Annotated in this window: 14 protein-coding genes; 7 read left to right on the top strand and 7 right to left on the bottom strand. The window is 61.0% G+C overall.

The genetic code is table 11. The features are described 5' to 3' along the window. Nucleotides 1-3: 3 nt before the first annotated feature. Nucleotides 4-1,503: a leucyl aminopeptidase gene (locus IPK59_18780; protein ID MBK8160717.1), complete on the bottom strand. Its 1,500-nt coding sequence runs from the start codon at nucleotides 1,501-1,503 to the stop codon at nucleotides 4-6. A gap of 309 nt (nucleotides 1,504-1,812) precedes the next feature. On the opposite strand from IPK59_18780, the gene IPK59_18775 reads away from it, so the two are divergent. The 6 genes from IPK59_18775 (at nucleotide 1,813) to rsmA (ending at nucleotide 6,265) form a co-directional block, all read left to right on the top strand. Continuing rightward, nucleotides 1,813-2,505, top strand: a complete 693-nt coding sequence (locus tag IPK59_18775; GenBank protein ID MBK8160716.1) for an LPS-assembly protein LptD — start codon at nucleotides 1,813-1,815, stop codon at nucleotides 2,503-2,505. Beyond that, nucleotides 2,502-3,035 (top strand): LPS-assembly protein LptD, encoded by a 534-nt coding sequence (locus IPK59_18770; protein MBK8160715.1) that lies wholly within the window; start codon nucleotides 2,502-2,504, stop codon nucleotides 3,033-3,035. The genes IPK59_18775 and IPK59_18770 overlap by 4 nt, the downstream gene beginning before the upstream one ends. After that, a complete protein-coding gene (locus tag IPK59_18765; protein ID MBK8160714.1) occupies nucleotides 2,932-4,008 on the top strand; it encodes an LPS-assembly protein LptD in 1,077 nt (358 codons plus the stop codon). Before IPK59_18770 ends, IPK59_18765 begins: the two co-directional genes overlap by 104 nt. Before the next feature lie 63 nt (nucleotides 4,009-4,071). After that, nucleotides 4,072-5,037, top strand: coding sequence for a peptidylprolyl isomerase (locus IPK59_18760; GenBank protein MBK8160713.1), 966 nt, complete (start codon nucleotides 4,072-4,074; stop codon nucleotides 5,035-5,037). Continuing rightward, nucleotides 5,034-5,339 carry a hypothetical protein gene (locus tag IPK59_18755; GenBank protein ID MBK8160712.1) on the top strand — a complete coding sequence of 102 codons (306 nt, stop codon included), beginning with the start codon at nucleotides 5,034-5,036 and terminating at the stop codon, nucleotides 5,337-5,339. The genes IPK59_18760 and IPK59_18755 overlap by 4 nt, the downstream gene beginning before the upstream one ends. Next, nucleotides 5,336-6,265: a 16S rRNA (adenine(1518)-N(6)/adenine(1519)-N(6))-dimethyltransferase RsmA gene (gene rsmA, locus IPK59_18750; protein ID MBK8160711.1), complete on the top strand. Its 930-nt coding sequence runs from the start codon at nucleotides 5,336-5,338 to the stop codon at nucleotides 6,263-6,265. The genes IPK59_18755 and rsmA overlap by 4 nt, the downstream gene beginning before the upstream one ends. Here rsmA and gmk read toward each other — a convergent pair. Together gmk and IPK59_18740 are read right to left on the bottom strand one after the other, a co-directional pair. Next, nucleotides 6,249-6,854, bottom strand: a complete 606-nt coding sequence (gmk, locus tag IPK59_18745; protein ID MBK8160710.1) for a guanylate kinase — start codon at nucleotides 6,852-6,854, stop codon at nucleotides 6,249-6,251. The two genes, rsmA and gmk, sit on opposite strands and share 17 nt — an antisense overlap. Nucleotides 6,855-6,921: 67 nt before the next feature. Continuing rightward, nucleotides 6,922-7,794: a YicC family protein gene (locus IPK59_18740; protein ID MBK8160709.1), complete on the bottom strand. Its 873-nt coding sequence runs from the start codon at nucleotides 7,792-7,794 to the stop codon at nucleotides 6,922-6,924. A 127-nt stretch (nucleotides 7,795-7,921) separates the two neighbouring features. On the opposite strand from IPK59_18740, the gene IPK59_18735 reads away from it, so the two are divergent. Then, nucleotides 7,922-8,698 carry an SDR family NAD(P)-dependent oxidoreductase gene (locus IPK59_18735; protein MBK8160708.1) on the top strand — a complete coding sequence of 259 codons (777 nt, stop codon included), beginning with the start codon at nucleotides 7,922-7,924 and terminating at the stop codon, nucleotides 8,696-8,698. 43 nt (nucleotides 8,699-8,741) lie between these two features. On the opposite strand, the gene IPK59_18730 is transcribed toward IPK59_18735, so the two are convergent. The 4 genes from IPK59_18730 to IPK59_18715 are packed head-to-tail and all read right to left on the bottom strand — an operon-like array spanning nucleotide 8,742 to nucleotide 13,848. Then, nucleotides 8,742-9,152, bottom strand: coding sequence for a carboxymuconolactone decarboxylase family protein (locus tag IPK59_18730; GenBank protein ID MBK8160707.1), 411 nt, complete (start codon nucleotides 9,150-9,152; stop codon nucleotides 8,742-8,744). A 15-nt stretch (nucleotides 9,153-9,167) separates the two neighbouring features. Then, nucleotides 9,168-10,670 carry a sugar ABC transporter ATP-binding protein gene (locus tag IPK59_18725; GenBank protein MBK8160706.1) on the bottom strand — a complete coding sequence of 501 codons (1,503 nt, stop codon included), beginning with the start codon at nucleotides 10,668-10,670 and terminating at the stop codon, nucleotides 9,168-9,170. Then, entirely contained in the window at nucleotides 10,670-11,728 is a 1,059-nt protein-coding gene (locus IPK59_18720) for a hypothetical protein (protein MBK8160705.1), read from the bottom strand. The genes IPK59_18725 and IPK59_18720 overlap by 1 nt, the downstream gene beginning before the upstream one ends. Then, nucleotides 11,725-13,848 (bottom strand): SMP-30/gluconolactonase/LRE family protein, encoded by a 2,124-nt coding sequence (locus tag IPK59_18715; GenBank protein ID MBK8160704.1) that lies wholly within the window; start codon nucleotides 13,846-13,848, stop codon nucleotides 11,725-11,727. The genes IPK59_18720 and IPK59_18715 overlap by 4 nt, the downstream gene beginning before the upstream one ends. Nucleotides 13,849-13,921 lie beyond the last annotated feature (73 nt).

Here is a 13,921-nt window from a genome sequence, read left to right as displayed (position 1 = left end):
TGGTTATTTGTCTTCGTATTCCCGCGCGACCAACTGCTCCAGCAGCCGCACACCGAAAGCCGTGGCGCCCTTGGGTGTTGTCGCGCGGTCCTTCTCACTCCAGGTCACGCCGGCGATGTCAAGATGCGCCCAGGGCGTGCCCTTGTGGATGAAGCGCTGCAGGAACTGCGCCGCGGTAATCGAGCCGCCATAACGGCCGCCGATGTTCTTCATGTCGGCCGCGGGGGTATCGATCAGGCGGTCATAGGCGGGTGCCAGCGGCATGCGCCAAAGCAACTCACCCGTCGCCTTGCCGGCAGCGACCAGCTTGTCGGACAGATCATCGTCATTGGCGAAGAGGCCCGCATGTTCGGTGCCAAGGGCGACCATGATGGCGCCGGTCAAGGTGGCAAGATCGACGATCGCGCGCGGCCGGAAGTTCTCCTGCGCGTACCAGAGGGCGTCGGCGAGGACCAGGCGACCTTCGGCATCCGTGTTCAGGACCTCGATGGTCTGGCCGGACATCGAGGTCACGATATCACCCGGGCGTTGCGCCGTGCCGGAGGGCATATTTTCGACCAGGCCGATCACGCCGACCGCGTTGACCTTTGCCTTGCGGGCCGCGAGGGCGCGCATCACGCCGATCACGACGGCCGAACCGCCCATGTCCCACTTCATGTCTTCCATGCCGGCAGCCGGCTTGATCGAGATGCCGCCGGTATCGAAGGTGACACCCTTGCCAACGAAGCAGATCGGCTTCGCCTTGCTGTCGCCGGCGCCGTTCCATTCCATGGTGACGAGCTGGCTTTCGCGCTCGGAGCCCTGGCCGACGCCGAGAAGGGCGCCCATACCAAGCTTCTTCATTTCTTTTTCACCGAGAACCTGGACGGTCACGCCAAGCTCTGCGAGCTGGCTCGCTTCCTTGGCCAATGTGGCCGGGTAGATGATGTTGGCGGGTTCCGAGACCAGGTTGCGGGTGACGAGGACGGAATCGACGATCTTGTCGAGCGAATCGAATGCCTTCTTGGCGCTGGCGGGGTCACCCAGGGTGATCGTCAGCTTCTTCAGGGTGGGCTTATGCTCGGGCTTCTCCTTGGTCCGATATTTGTCGAACCGATAGGAACGCAGGCGCGCCCCGGCCGCGATACGTGCCGCCATCTCGCCTTCGCTGAGATTGCAGCCAGCAATTGTTTCGACGGCAATGGTGGCTTCGCGCTCGCCGGCGCCGTTAAGGGCAGCGACGAGGCGACCGCCGATCGCTTCAAGAGCAAAGCCATCCAGCTTGGCCGCATTGCCCAATCCGCTCAGAATCAGTCGACTGGCATCCAGTCCCTGCGGGGCCAGCAGGATCAACTGCTCGTCATGGCCACCCTTGAAACGGCTGGCATTGAGGGCGCGTGAAACCGCGCCCTTGGTCGCCTTTTCCGCCTGCGCGGCAGCGTTCGTCAGCTTGCGTCCCTCGAGCACGCCGACGATGTAGGCGCCTTGGCTCGGCAACTCAGGTTTGGAAAAGGCGACCTTCATCTTGATTCTCCTGCTTTTTCGCAATTTTCCGGTGGCCGAGACCCGGGAACGGGGCCGCGATGGCGGCAGGAAATTGCCTGAATGCGGCGTCGCGTCGACCGGGTCGGGGGGACGATTCGCCAGATGATGTAGGGTGAAGCCTTAGCACAAAGGGATTTGGTCCGCCAATGCCTGAGCATCCCAGTCAATATACGCCAACCTACTGAAATCTGTGGACGAATGGTCATGGCGTGGTACTTTAGCCCCGGTTTCCGGCTGCCAAAGGCCGGGACCTAAAATATTGAACAGGGCGGTTTGGGGGTAGCGACTTTGGCGCGGTTCGATTTGTTGGGTTCAGCCTTCGGCGCTGCCCTCTACGGCACTCTCGTGACCGTGGGGACAATCAGTGTCGCCAAAGCCGATGATACGGTCCATCTGGTCGCCGACGAAGTCGGCTATGACGAGGATTTCGGCATCTATGTTGCGCGCGGCCACGTGGAGGCCCAGCGCGGCGACAAGATCATCATGGCCGACACGCTGACCTATAACGAACGGACCAAGACCGTCACGGCCAATGGCAATGTCGCCATGCTGATGCCCAACGGCGATACGCTGTTTGGCAATTACGCCGATGTCAGCGAGGATTTCAACGACGGTATCGTCCAGGGGTTCAAAGCCCTGTTCAAGGACCAGTCGCGCATGGCCGCAGCGACGGCGCAGCGCGTCGGCGGCAACAAAATGGTACTCAAGAATGCCGTCTATACGCCCTGCATTCCCTGCAGGACGGACCCATCCCGTCAACCTGTCTGGCAGGTGAAGGCACGCGACGTCGTCCAGGATTCCACCGAGCAGACGATCACCTATCACAACGCCTGGATGGAAATGTGGGGGTGCCGATCTTCTGGACACCGTATTTCCAGCATCCCGAACCAGGCGTCGCGCGGATGTCGGGGCTGCTTGAGCCGCGCTTCAGCTACTCATCGGGTCGCGCCGGGACGCAATATGCTCAGCCGTACTTCGTGACGCTGGGGCCGGATAAGGACCTAACGGTCACGCCAATCGTGCGCATCGGCGGAGATCCTGATTCGGCCGGCGCTGTCGGCGACATTGAATACCGGCAGCGCGTACGCGATGGCGGCTTCCGCCTTGAACTCTCGGGCACCTATGAGGACCGCGTCGGCAACGACAATACCTCGATCGTCAAGAACAACGAACTGCGCGGCCATTTTGAAGGCGACGGCCTGTTCGAGATCAATCGGGATTGGCGCTGGGGTTTCAACAGCAAGGTTGCAACCGACAAATCCTATCTCAGCCAATACCATTTCGGATCGCCGGATTGGCTGGAAAGCCAGCTCTGGGCCGAGGGTTTCTTTGGTCGCTCCTATTTTGACGCGCGCGCCATGGGGTTCCAGTCGACCGACAAGGATTTTGGAATCCGACAACGCGCCGATGGTTCTGCCGTCGCTCAACTACAATTTTGTCGGCGAACCAGGGCAGTACGGCGCCTATTGGGGCCTCAATGCAAACATCCAGAACATTGTGCGGGTGGATGAGCGGGATTCGCTGCGTTTCTCGGTCAGCCCCAACTGGACGCTGCCCTACACCAGTTCGATCGGCGACATTTACGAATTGAAGCTCTCGTTTCAGAGCGACCTTTATGTCGTTAACGATGTCGACGAAGATTCCGACAGCGTGACTGGCGGCGGTGATGATTTTGATGGCGTGGCTGGTCGCTTCTTTCCGGAAGCGAGCCTGAAGTGGCGCTATCCATTCGTGCGTCCGGGCGAGACGATCACCCAGGTATTCCAGCCGATCGCGCAGTTGGTGCTGGCGCCGGATTGCTGCAATGTCGGTGAGATTCCGAATGATGACAGCCGGGCCTTTGAGTGGGATGACACAAAAGTGTTCGATCCAGATCGCTTTTCGGGACTGGATCGCGTCGACTCCGGATCGCGCCTGAATTACGGTTTCGAGTGGACCGGTTATCTGCCCGAAGGCGGTTATGCGGATGTATTCCTCGGGCAGAGTCTGCGTTTCTGGAACGACAACGACGAACTGCGCGACGGCAGCGGTATCGATGAGGATCTTTCCGACCTGGTTGGGCGAATTGCGGTTGTGCCGTCGGACTGGCTCGATATGACATATCGCTTCCGGCTCGACCTCGATGACCTGGACATGAATCGTCAGGATCTCGGACTAAGCGCGGGGCCGGAAGAATTCCGTGTCGATCTGCACTATATCCAGCTCGAGAACGACGTCGAGGACAGCAAAGAAGAACAGGTCAGCGCGGGCGTGCGCGCGAAGCTTGGTGAGTTCTGGACCATTGGTACCCAAGGAACCTATGACATTCATGATTCCGAGCTGATTGCTATCGGGTCGCTGCTCGAGTATCAGGATGAGTGCTTTGGCATGATGCTCAATGCCGCCTATTCGCCCGAGAGCGACGACGAAGATTCGAGTGGAGATTTCACGGCCATGGTGCAATTCCGGTTCACCAACCTTGGCAATATCGGATCCAATTTCTAACGCCGCGTGGCGAGCTATCCTTGCTGCCTGAGCTTGGGACAAGAGTTTATGACGATGAGTATGATGAAACTTCGCGCATTTCTGATTGGCGCCGCGTGTGTGCTGGGCGCAGCGACCATGCCGATGACGCCGGCATCCGCCCAGGACGCGCTGAAGATCGTGGCTGTTGTCAACGAAGACGTGATCACGGAACTCGATCTCTTCATGCGCATGCGTCTCGCCATGCTGTCGGCAAAACTCAGCGACACGCCGGAGACACGGCAGCGATTGTTGCCAACCCTGTTGCGAACGATGATCGACGAAAGATTGAAGGCGCAAGAAGCCAAGCGGCAGGGCATTCCGGTGGCTGCGACCGAAATTCAGCGGCGCATCGATGATCTCGCCAAGCGCAATGGCATAACGACGGATCAATTCGCCCAAACCCTCGAATCGAACGGCATCCTGATCGATGTCCTGGCGGACCAGATCAAGACGGAAGTGAGCTGGGCTCGCCTCGTTCAGCGCCGCCTCCGGTCGCAAGTGAAGATCACCGACGAAGAGATCGACCAGGCACTTGCGGCGATGCAAGCAGCGCAAGGCCAGACAGAGTTTCGCCTGTCGCAGATATTCCTGTCCTCAGCCAGTGGCGACGAGGCCAGCGTTCTGCAATCGGCCCAGCGTTTGAAGGAGCAATTGGAGCATGGCGCCGACTTTGCCGCCCTGGCCACGGAGTTCTCCCAGGATCAGGGGGCGATCCGCGGCGGCGATTGGGGCTGGGTACGGCTCGACATGCTCGATCCGCCGGTTGCCCAGGTTGTGCAGGCGCTGCCGCCGGGGCAAGTCGGCGGGCCCGTGCGCGGCGCCGGCGGCTACTATGTCGTGTTGGTGAAGGGGACCCGCGTTATCGATGTGACGGCCGTGTTGGCCGGCACCGTGGAGATGGAGCAGATTTTCTGGTCGCTGCCGTCCAATGCCGCGGAGTCCGAAATCGACAGTGCGATCTCGCAGGCCAATACTCTGATCCCCGGGTGCAATCCTGCGGCGATATGAACACTGTTGCGCCGGATGCCAAGCCGGGCGTCCATCGGAGCCTCGGCAATGTGCTGGTCAATGACCTTCCTGTCGAGGTGCAACCCTTTGCACTCAACCAGCCGATCGGTGAACCGAGCCCGCCTGTCCGGACTGCGCGTGGTATTGGCATTTATGTTGTCTGCAACCGCGGCGGTGGTGATGACGCTGCCTTGTCGCGAGTCAGCGTCGCCGATCGGCTGGGGCGCCAAAGGCTGGACACGCTGGCGCGCGGCTATCTTTCGGATCTGCGCCGGGCCGCGGTGATCGATATCCGGCTATGATCGGCCACGGCGCGGACGACGCCGATGAAGAGTCCGGTTTCAATCCGGGCAAGCGGCAGGGTTCGCCGCCGGTCAATCCGCTGCCACCGCTCAGGGATGTCATCGCGCGTCATGGGCTGAGTGCCAACCGGGCGCTGGGGCAGAACTTCCTATTTGATCTCAATCTGACCGGGCGGATTGCCCGATCCGCGGCGCCCCTGGATACGGGCAGCGTCATCGAAATCGGGCCGGGGCCGGGTGGGCTCACGCGCGCACTCCTCGATCATGGTGCGCGCGAGGTTATCGTGATCGAGCGGGATCGCCGCTTTCAGCCCATTCTTGCGGAAATCGCCGCCGCCTATCCCGGCCGCCTGCAGATTATCGACGGCGACGCACTCAAGGTTGATGCCGCGAAACTGGGCCAGGCACCGCGGCGGATCGTTGCCAATCTACCCTACAATGTTGCAACACCCCTGCTGCTGGCCTGGCTTGATTCCGGCACGGCCTTTGCCAGCTTGACCCTGATGTTCCAGAAGGAAGTCGCTGACCGACTTACCGCTAAGCCACGCACGAAGGATTACGGCCGCCTCAGTATCGCGACGCAATGGCGAGCCGATGTGAAGCGCCTGTTCGATGTGCCGCCGCGGGCATTCACGCCACCCCCGAAAGTAACGTCGACCGTGGTTCAGCTCATTCCCCGCGCGGAGCCGCTTTATCCGGCCGATGCGGAGATGTTGGAGAAGGTGGCGGCGGCGGCCTTTGGCCAACGCCGCAAAATGTTGCGGCAATCCCTGCGGCAGGTGTCGCCCCAGGCGGAAGAGGTGCTGGTTGCCACCGGCATCGCGCCGACGGCACGGGGCGAAGAGCTGACGATCGAAGAGTTCTGCGCGCTGGCGCGGGCCTTCAAGGCGCGGCGCGGGCCAGGTGCTGCTACTGGCCCTCTCTGAGGCCCTTCACGAAGTCGGTGAGCCCGATCTGACGCTGCCTGCGCAGGCGCTCGGCGCGCAGGATGGCGCGCACGCTATCGACGCTTGAATCAATGTCGTGGTTCACGATGATGTAGTCGTATTCGGCCCAGTGGCTCATTTCATCCGCGGCCTTGGCCATACGCTTGGCAACGACCTCGGCACTGTCCTGCGCGCGCGTGTGAAGGCGCCGTTCAAGCTCGCGCGTGGTCGGCGGCAGCACGAACACGCTTACGAGGTCTTCGCGGGCGTTATGGGCCAATTGCTGCGTGCCCTGCCAGTCGATGTCGAACAGGATGTCGCGGCCGCGCGCAATCTCCTTGGCAACCTGCGCCTTCGGTGTGCCGTAGTAATTATCGAATACCTTGGCGTATTCCAGGAACTCACCGCGATTGATCATCAGGTTGAACTCAGTGGGTTCGACGAAATGGTAGTCGATTCCGGCGGTTTCGCCAGGGCGTTTTGCCCGGGTAGTAGCCGAGACGGAGAGGGCGATCTGTGGCTCGAGATCCAGCAGGCGGCGTGAAATCGTCGTCTTGCCGGCACCAGAAGGCGAGGAGAGGACCAGCATCAGCCCGCGACGGCGGATGTCAACGAAGCCCGAATTGTCGGAAGCGGAATCGGTCACAGTTCTCGTCTCACTCAATATTCTGGATTTGCTCACGCAACTGTTCGATCGCTGCCTTAAGCTCGATCCCCAGGTTGGTCAAGGCCAGATCGGCCGCCTTGGAACACAATGTGTTCGCCTCGCGGTTGAATTCCTGGCACAGGAAATCGAGCTTGCGGCCGACCGCGCCTCCCTTGGAGATCAGGTCGCGCGCCGCCGCCACATGGGCTGCGAGGCGATCGATTTCCTCTCTGACATCTGCACGGCCGGCGATGATGGCCAATTCCTGCACCAGGCGTTCCGGTTCGACCGGTACGCCTTCGGGCATCAACTGCTTCAGCTGTTCTTCCAGGCGCAGGCGGATATTGAGCGGCTGGGCGCCCGCGGTTGCGACAGAGGCAACACGGAGCCGTTCGACTTCGTCGAGATGGCTCAGCACCATTTTGCCGAGGCGCCCGCCCTCGACCCGGCGCATGGCGCCAAGTTCGGTCATTGCCAGCTTCAGGCCGGATTCGATTGCCAGCTGTCGCTTGGCCATGATGTCAGCATCGACCAACGGCGTTTCCACCTCCCGCACACCTTTGAGACCAAGGAGACCATCGATGCTGGGTGCGCGGGCATCGAGCTTGCCCTGCAATTCGCCGACCAGCGCCAGGACCTGATCCAGCGCTCCGCGATTGACGGTCAGGCGCCCCCGGCTGGCAATCTCATCGACACTGAGATTGGCCGACAGGTTGCCGCGCTTGAGATGTTCGGCCGCAGCCTGGCGCACCAGCCCGTCCATCGCCTCGAACCCCTGGGGCACACGGCAGCGGACGTCAAGCGAGCGCCCGTTGACGGTCTTGAGTTCCCAGGTCCATAAAAAGTCACCGACTGCGCCGCTGGTGCGCGCGAATCCGGTCATGCTGGCGATCGACACGGCATACCCCCTTGTAAAGAGCCACCATCATCACGGAAGCTCTGTCCGCTGGCAAGCCGTGGCTGGGCCGGTTGAGATTGCGATCATGCGGCGACCGACCCAAAGAGGCAAAATGAGCAAGTCCTTTCGATCCATTCTTATCACCGGCGCCAGCTCCGGGCTTGGGGCGGCGCTGGCCACGGGCTATGCCAGGACCGGCGTCACGCTCCATCTTGGTGCCCGCCGGGGCGACCTGCTGGCCGAGCTGGCGTCGGCATGTCGCGCCAAAGGTGCCGAGGTCAATACGCGCGTTGTCGATGTAACAATGGCGGCGGAAATGGCGCAGTGGATCGCCGAGGCGCATAAGTTGCGAGAATTGGATCTGGTCATCGCCAATGCCGGCATTTCGGGTGGCACCTCGGATGGGCCGGAGAGCGATGCGCAGGTGCGTGCTATCTTTGCCGTCAACGTCGACGGCGTTCTCAACACGGTTCTGCCGGTGGTGCCCTTGATGGCAAAGTCCGGCCGCGGCCAGATCGCGATCATGGCCTCGCTCGCCGGACATCGGGGTTTTCCAAGTGCGCCTGCCTATTGCGGTTCGAAGGCGGCGGTCAAGGTCTGGGGTGAGGGATTGCGCGGCGATCTGGCGGATTTGGGCATCGGCGTCAGCGTGATCATGCCGGGCTTCGTCACGACCGCGATGACAGCGGTCAATGATTTTCCAATGCCCTTCCTGATGCCGCCGGAACGCGCGGTCGAGATCATCATGCGGGGGCTGGGACGCAACAAGGCACGGATTGCCTTTCCCCTGCCCACTGCCTTCATTGCCTGGCTGCTCGGTACGCTGTCGCCAGCGATCACGGACCGGCTATTGCGCGCGGCACCCAAGAAAAGGTCCGGTCCTGGATAGACTCAAGGCTCGTCCGCCAGGATCCGACTGGAGGCAGCGGCCATCACGCCTTCACCTCGAACTCCGGGTCTAGCGGGATCTGCATTGCCGTCACCAGGTGATTGGTCTGGCCGGCGAGGCTGATGATTGCCATCAGTTCCGCATGCTGTGCGTCGGTCATGCCCTTGGCGCGGGCCGCCGCTGTGTGGGAATGGACGCAATAGGAACAGCCGTTGGCGGTTGAGACGGCGATGTAGATCAACTCCTTGGTGAGCGGATCGAATTCGCTGGGCGTTGCCATGACGATCTTGATCTGCGCCCAGACTCGCTTCAGGAGATCGGGACTGCCGGCCAGTCCGCGCCATATGTTGTTGATGAAATCGGACTTCCGCGTGGCGCGGATATCGTCGAAGACTTCCTTCACGGCCGGATTCCTCTCGGCCTCGGCAATGCTCGGCAGCTTTACGGTCGCCATGGCGTTGATCCTTCGTCAGTGAACTGCAGCATACATGATCTTCTCCTCCGTGGCATCGGTCGGCGAGAACTCCTCGACAATGCGACCCTGGCGGCAAACCAGAATGCGGTCCGACAGATTCATGATCTCCGGCAGATAGGATGAGATCACCACGACGGCGAGACCTTCATCGGCCAGGCGGTTGATCAGTTGATGGATTTCGGCGATGGCGCCGACATCGACACCTCGGGTCGGCTCGTCGAAGATGATGATTCGAGGCTTTTGCACCAATCCCTTGCCGATCACGACCTTCTGCTGGTTGCCGCCGGAGAGTTCAACCACGCGGGCATTGTCGTTGATGGCGCGGATGTTAAGCGTGCCCTTCCATTCCGCCGCCAATGCCTGCATCTCGCGCAAGGAAACATAGCTGTGCTTCTCGCGGCCCGAGGCGAGCAGGCCGGAAAAGAGATTCTCGGCGATAGACATCGTTTCAAAGAAGCCCTCGGCCTTGCGGTCCTCGGTCACATAGACGATGCCATCACGCACGGCCTCGCGGGGCACGACATAACGCACCGGCCGGTGGTCGAGCTGTATTTCGCCACCGCGCAGGAAGTCGCGTTTGTAGATGCCGGACACGATCTTGAAGGTCTCCGTCCGGCCGGAGCCGATAAGGCCGAACACGCCCGTGATCTGCCCCTCAAAGACCGAGAAGGAGTTGTTGCGCACGACGGCACCCATCGAAATATCTTCTACCGACAGCACCTTAGCGCCGGCCTTGCGCAGGGTCGCGACATCGCGGTGCTTCCCGTAGAGTTCGTCGGACAGCGCGCGCCCGACCATGGCACGCACGATCTTGTCACGGTCGAAGTCTGCGGCATTTGCGGTGATGACATGCTCGCCGTCGCGCAGGATGGTGATGCGGTCGGCATGCGCCAGAGCTTCCTCCAGCGCATGGCTGATAAAGACGATAGAGACGCCCCGCGCCTTCAAACGCTGCATGAGGGCAAAGAAATGGCGCTTCTCCTCTGGCGTCAACGTCGCGGTCGGTTCATCGAAGATAATCACCTCGGCATTGTGATGAACGGCGCGGGCGATTTCGACCATCTGCCGTTTCGCGGAGCCAAGCGTTTCCACGATGGCCGCGGGATCTACCGGGAAATTCAGCGATTGCAGGAACTGCTGGGCTGAGATGTAGATGCCGCGCAGTCTGTTGAGGAACTTCTCTTCGCCGAGATAGAGGTTCTGCGCCACCGTCATGGACGGTACCAGACTGGTTTCCTGGAACACCATGGCGATGCCCTCCTGCAGGGCCTCATGCGGTGTCTTGAATGCCACCTCCTGGCCGCGATAGAGCATGCGACCGCTGGTGGCTTCGACCACACCGGCCATGATCTTGGTAAGCGTCGATTTGCCGGCGCCATTTTCACCGAGCAGCGCGTGGATTTCGCCGGAACGCAGATCGAAGTCGATCTCACGCACCGCCGGTACGCCACGATAGGCCTTGGTGACTTTCTGCATTTCAATGATCGGGTCTGTCATCATGCCACCAGCGCTGATAGATCAACATCGAGGATGACATCACCGCCCTTCGCCCCGACCAGCAAAGACGTGCCTATCTCGACCACACTGGTCACGCCGTGGCGGTTGCCGTTCGCACGACTATGGAAGCTGGTGACTGGGCGGCAGGCGCTGTCCAGTCGCGCTGCCAGCCCATAGGAGCGGCTGGGCGACCAAGGCTTGTGAATGCCCATGGTCTTGATGCCACCGCATTGCAGGGGTTCGAGGAAGCTGGTTCCTGACGACAGGCTGGGGGCGATCCAATAGGGCCGCGGTACCGATTGCAGCATGTCGGCGAGGTAGGCCGGTTCCTGGAGGACGAACTCCACCAATCGGTTGCGCGGGGCGAAGAGGCTAAGCCAGGCGCCGCCGTCACGGGCCGGGGACAGGCGCGCCGGATAGCCAGGCAGCTTCTCCAGGACAGGTATCGGCTTTGTCCCGTCGAGCGGCACGCGCAGCAGGCGATGTTTCCAGCTTTCGGCGACAAGCAAAGACCTTCCGTCGGCCGTCAGCATGAGGCCATGCGGAAAGGCAAGGCCGGTGGCCAGGGCCCCGATCTTGCCGCGCGCGAGGTCGATCTGCCAGATTGATCCCAGCGCGTTCGCGGCCATCAGATCCATGACCCAGTCGCTGGGCTTATGAGCGCTTGAGCCGTTGCAGGCATAGAGCATATTGTCCTGGCCGAAGCACAGTGCCGTCAGGCAGCGCATCTCGTCTGGCAAAGTGATCTCGTTGTCGCCCACAAACAATCGGCCATTGTCCAAGGCGAGAGCCAGCAAGCCATCCTGTGCCAAGGCGATTGCGGAGATGGATGCCTCGAAGTTGGCGAGGATTGTTGAGCTGGTCGCATTCATCTGATGAAGGTCCGGACCCGACGAAAACAGGATCCGGCCGCCGGCCGCACAGAGGTTGTCCGGGGCTGCGACATCGCGCTGAACTTGCGCCTCGTCCAGAACCATATTCGGTCGGAAGGCACCGTCGAGCGGTGGGATCGTCACCGCTTTGCCTCGGAAGAGGTCGAGGATGGGGTCGAAGATCATTTGGCCCCACCCCAGTATGATGTGAGGCCCGTCCAATCAGGATCTGCGCCGGAGAGTCTATGACGGCCGATACGGTTGTTGAGAATGCCACCCACAAAAAGGTCGCCCTTGTGTTCGCGCATGGAGGTCACCATCGGATGCGACGTGCCAGTAAGATCGCCGAGCGTCGCGATGATTTTGCCGGTTTCATCGAATTTGACGACCCCGCCGGTATTGATATTAGGGAACAGCCATTCATCCTGCGGCAGTCGGCGCGTCATGCGCTTGCGCATGGCTGGGTGGCGGAGCGAGAGATCGAAGCTCGGCGTCCGCATACCGAGCCAGGCCATCCAATAGGTACCGTCGGAAGCGCGGTTTATGTTGTCGGGATAGCCCGGCATGTCCTTGATGACGCATTCGACCTGGCCAGCCTTTGGCCCGTCGAACCAGTAACGATGGACACGGCATGCCCAGGATTCGGCAAGGAACAGCGATTGTCCGTCATGGGCGATGCAGACGCCATTTGCATAAAGTAAGTTATCGAGCAGCGTCGTGGTCTTGCCTGTCGCTGGATCATAGCAGAGCAACCTGCCTGTCGGGCGAGCCTCGATCGAATCCAGCGCCCAGTCATGGGCATCGTAGCGCTTGGTAGAATCTGTGAAGAAGATTCGACCGTCCGGCGCAACGTCACAATCATTGGGGTCGCGCAGGCGCGCGTCATCGACGACCGAGGTCCAGCTGCGGCGTGTCTCCGCGGTGAGTTTGGTGACGGTTCGGTCCCTGGAGATAGAATAGAGCCCCATAGCGCCGACGCAGGAGATAAGGTTGCCCGCGCGGTCAAAGGCCAGGCCCAGCGGAAATCCGCCGGTATGGGCGAATACTTCGGACTTCTGATAGTCGGGCGCGAAAAAGCGGATAATCTCGCCGTGCCGGGTGCCGCAATAGAGATGATCGTTGGCGTCCAGGATGACGTCTTCTGGTCCCTCCAGCTCTCCCAGGCCGATATAGGTCGTCTTGGCGAGATCGTTGTTGAGCGCATAGGGTGAGCCGGAACCAGGTTCGGCCGATTGGGTGTCGCCCATGCGCTGATATATAGGTGCCACATAGACTTCGTTGAGCACCTTGTGGCGGTTCTTGAGCCAACGTATGTCGAGCGTCACGGCAGCGGCGAGCATTACACCCAGCACCATTTGATTGGTGCCCGTGCCATAGCCGAGGCGAATAAGCCCGTTTGTCATGACCAGAACAATGACGGCGCCCATCAACCCTTTGACGATGGAGCCACGCCCGCCGCCGAGGCTGTTACCGCCGACGACCGCGGCGGTCAGCGCCATGATTTCGAGGTTGTGGCCTGTTCCCGGCCCGGCCCCACTCAAACGGCAGGCAAACAGGAATGCCGCCACGCCACAGCAGATACCGGAAATGACATAGGTCATGAAGACAGTTTCGCGCACCTGGATGCCAGCATTGTGGGCCGAGCGGCGCGAGCCACCGACTGCCAGGATGTGCCAGCCGGGTCGAGAACGGGTGAGGGCGATATGTGCGAGAAGGGCGATGAAAAGTGCGACGACGACGCTGATAGGGATGCCAAAGACAGTGCCATCGCCGATGAAGTCCCAGGTGTCTGACGTTACGTCCGAGAGCTGAACCTGAGAGGCAAAATTGACCACGAGTATGTCGTAAATCGCGCGGCCGATAATAAAGGTGACAAGAGTCGTCAGGAAGGCACGCAGCCGTACGTAGCCGATCAGAAAGCCGTTGACTGCTCCGAAAACGGCACCGACCGAGATGGCAGCGAACAGGGCCACCCAAATCGGGAGGTCGAAGATGAAGAGCGAAGAAACAGCCGCAAAGGCAGCGAGGGCAAAGATCGAGCCCACAGAGAGATCGATGCCGCCACCCAGCATGACAATAGTGAGCCCCGTGACGACGATCGAAAATTCGCCCAGTTGCCTCGTGGAGCCGCTGAGCGAAGCTGGCTTGAAGAATCCGTCGATGACCGTGCCGAAGCCAACGATGGTGATGACCAGCGCCAGGAACGGAATGGCACTGTCCGTCCAGCGCTTGGTAAGGATTTCCCCGATCAGATGATCGGGGATAAAATTGTAACGCCAGCGCTGCCGTGTTTCCCGAAAGGACATGGGTGTTCCCGAATGTGGATGCAACAACGCGGCCGGCAGGTGCGCCGACCGCGTTATAGCCCGTGTCGTAAGA

The organism is Rhodospirillaceae bacterium (assembly GCA_016712715.1).
Taxonomy (GTDB): Bacteria; Pseudomonadota; Alphaproteobacteria; order Dongiales; family Dongiaceae; genus Dongia.
The sequence above is the reverse complement of the archived record's forward strand: the minus strand, read 5'-3'. Positions and strand labels throughout refer to the sequence as shown.